Here is a 3,238-nt window from a genome sequence, read left to right on the forward strand (position 1 = left end):
CGAGGACGACCAGGCGAGCAGCCAGGCGGTGCGTGTCCTGTTCAAGGATACGAACATCGAGCTCAGCCGGGCGCACAACGGCAGCGAAGGTCTGGTGGCACTCGCCGCTGCGCATTTCGACGCCGTCATTCTCGACCTGATGCTGCCCGACATGAGCGGCTTTGAATGGCTCGAACAAGCCGCCGCAGCAACGCCGCAACTGCCGCCGGTGGTGGTCTACTCGGCGCGCGACCTCGACGACGCCGAGCTGCTGCGCCTGCATGCGCACGCCGACGCGGTGATCTCCAAGGGACGACTCAACGGTCAGACGAGCGCGCGCCTGCGCGAGGAAGTCCTGCTCGCGGTCGCCCGGCAGACGCGGGAACCCGTCGCCACACCGGCGGCGGGGCTGCGACACGACGCGCTGCTGATCGTCGATGACGACGTTCGCAACCAGTCGGCTCTGTCGAAAGCGCTGCGCGCTCGCGGCTTTGCCGTCAGCGTCGCCGGCAGCGGCGCACAGGCGCTGGAAATGCTGGCTACCGACCAGTTTGCTGCGGTCCTGACCGACATCATGATGCCCGGCATGGATGGCTACGAGCTGATCCGGCGAATGCGCTGCGGCAGCACCGGCCAGATCCCGATCATTGCCGTCACCGCCAAGGCCATGCCCGGCGACATCGAGCTCTGCCTGGCCGCCGGCGCCAGCGATTACCTCGCCAAACCGGTCGATATCGACCGTCTGCTGCAGTTGCTCGAAAAATGGCTTTGAAACGCAAATCCGCACGCCAGATCGAGGCCATCGAGGCCGATCTGCTGCTCTTGCTGCTGCGCGAGCGCTACGGCTACGACTTCAGCGGTTACGGTCGCGCCTCGTTGATCCGTCGGCTCAGGCAAGTGGTCGAAACTTGCCAGGCCGGCAGTCTGGTTGAATTGCTGCCGGCCTTGCTGCGCGACGAACAGGTGGCACAGAAGGCGATCAACATGCTGTCGGTGCCGGTGTCGGAGTTCTTCCGCGACCCGCCGGTGTGGAAGTGTCTGCGCGAACAGGTGATGCCGGAGCTGGACAGCTTTCCGCGCATCAACGTCTGGCAGGTCGGTTGCGGTTACGGCCAGGAGAGCTATTCGCTCGCCATCCTGCTGCACGAATGTGGTCTGGCGTACAAGGCGCGGATGATCACCACCGACATCAACGCCGACCTGCTGCAGGTGGCGCGCCACGGCTGCTGGCCGGCAGACCAGTTCGCGCAGTGGCGGGCCAACTATTTCGCCGCTGGCGGCAGCGCCTGTTTCGACGATTATTTCGTCTGCAATGGCCATGACGGTAATATGACAATGGCCATTCGGGCAGAGTCCCTGCAAGCGATGGAATTCGTCGAACACAACCTGGTCACCGATGATGCCTTCCTGGAAACGCAGTTGCTGATCTGCCGCAACGTCCTGATCTACTTCGGTGCAGCGCTGCAGGCGCGAGCGCTCGACATCTTCGCACGCAGCCTGCAGCGCGGCGGCTTCCTGGTTCTCGGCAGCACCGAATCGATCCTCAACCGGGAAGACACCTGGGCGCCGCTGCAGGCCGGACTGCGGATTTTCCGGAAAACCATGGCGAGGGCGAAATGAACGGCCTGCCGAAGATCCTCGTCGTCGATGATCTGGCCGCCAACCGCCTGGCAATCCGCGCCGCCCTCAGGGGTGTCGAGGTGACGATCGTCGAGGCCGGCAACGGTTTCGACGCGCTGGCGATCACTCTCGAGGAGGAATTCGCGCTGATCCTCCTTGACGTACAGATGCCCGAGATGGACGGCTTCGAGGTCTGCGAACGCCTGTCCGCCAATCCGCAGACCGCCGACACGCCGGTGATCTTCATCACTGCCGCCCACAACAGCCCCGAGGATCGCATCCATGGCTACCGGACGGGCGCCACCGATTATCTGGCCAAGCCGATCAACGACCAGTTGCTGCGCGCCAAGACGCGGGTGTTTCTCCGCCTCTACCAGCAAAACCGCGCCTTGCAGGCGGCGCTGGAAGCGGCGAAAGTCGCCGACCGGGTCAAGGATGCCTTCCTCGCCAACGTCAGCCACGAACTGCGAACGCCGCTCAATGCCGTCATCGGGCTCTCGGCACTGGCGCTGAACCACAGCAGCGACCCTCGCCAGCGCGAATACCTGGAAAAGGTCAGGGATGCCGGCCAGACGCTGCTGGCAATCATCAACGACCTGCTCGATCTGACCAAGATCGCGGCCGGCGAAATGAGCCTGGAATGCACGCCGTTCAGCCTGCGGAAGACCGTCGCACGCGCGCTGTCGGTGATTGGGCACCATGCCATCGAAAAAGGATTGCGTCTCGAAAGCCGGATCGACGAACGACTCCCGGAACTGTTGCTCGGTGACCCGCTACGTATCGAACAGATCCTGCTCAACCTGCTCAACAACTCGCTCAAGTTCACCGAAACCGGCCGGATCGTGGTACGCATCGCCATCGAGGGCCTCGACGATCAGCAGGCCGGGCTGCTGATCGAGGTCGAGGATTCGGGAATCGGCATGAGCGAGAGCGAGATTGCCCGCATCTACCAGCCGTTCGTCCAGGCCGACCCGTCGATCACCCGCAAGCACGGCGGCACCGGCCTGGGCCTGGCGATCTGCAAGCAACTCGCCGAAGGCATGCAGGGTTCGATCGAGGTCAGCAGCCGGCCGGGCGAAGGCACGCGCTTTTGCGTCCACCTGCGCCTGGGCGTGGCCACCGCCAGCGAGTGCCCGACCGGCGACGACCCGGCCGCTATCGCCGACCCGCCGGCGCATTACCCGGCAGCGCGCGTGCTGGTGGTCGACGATCAGCCGCTCAATCGTGATCTGGTCTTCGAGCTGCTGGGTAGCGTCGGCATCGTGCCGCATCTTGCCGAGAACGGCCAGCAGGCGGTGGACATTCTCCGCGAGGCTGGCGCGCAGGCTTTCGACCTGGTGCTGATGGACATCCAGATGCCGGTTCTCGACGGCCTTGCGGCCACCCGCCGAATCCGTGCGCTGCCGGGTTTCGCCACGCTGCCGATCGTCGCCATGACGGCGCACACGATGGTGCACGAGAAGGAGGTGTACCTGGCCGAAGGCATGGACGATCACCTCGGCAAACCGTTTTCACTTCCAGGTCAGGATTTTCTTCTTCGTCTGCTTGGCGATGTTGCGGGCCAGATACTGGTCGGGGATCATCAGCACGGTGTCCGACTCCAGGCTGTCGACGATCTTCAGCGCGTTCGACGAGGTGC

At 64.3% G+C, this 3,238-nt stretch carries 2 protein-coding genes and 2 pseudogenes; 3 read left to right on the forward strand and 1 reads right to left on the reverse strand.

The annotated features are described in order from the left end of the window. The 3 genes and pseudogenes from CAPSK01_RS14125 to CAPSK01_RS23075 all read left to right on the forward strand — a co-directional run. On the forward strand, positions 1-751 hold a 751-nt coding region (locus CAPSK01_RS14125), incomplete at its 5' end, for a response regulator (RefSeq protein WP_273703723.1). Further along, on the forward strand, positions 748-1,599 hold the full coding sequence (locus CAPSK01_RS14130) for a CheR family methyltransferase (RefSeq protein WP_273703724.1): 852 nt from the start codon (positions 748-750) through the stop codon (positions 1,597-1,599). The genes CAPSK01_RS14125 and CAPSK01_RS14130, both read left to right, overlap by 4 nt. Beyond that, positions 1,596-3,053, forward strand: a pseudogene (locus tag CAPSK01_RS23075) (response regulator); the annotation flags it as partial. The gene CAPSK01_RS14130 and the pseudogene CAPSK01_RS23075, both read left to right, overlap by 4 nt. 60 nt (positions 3,054-3,113) lie before the next feature. Here the strand turns inward: CAPSK01_RS23075 and nadA are convergent. Next, positions 3,114-3,238: pseudogene (gene nadA / locus CAPSK01_RS23080) on the reverse strand (quinolinate synthase NadA); the annotation flags it as partial.

This window comes from Candidatus Accumulibacter vicinus, from assembly GCF_000584955.1.
Lineage (GTDB): Bacteria > Pseudomonadota > Gammaproteobacteria > Burkholderiales > Rhodocyclaceae > Accumulibacter > Accumulibacter vicinus.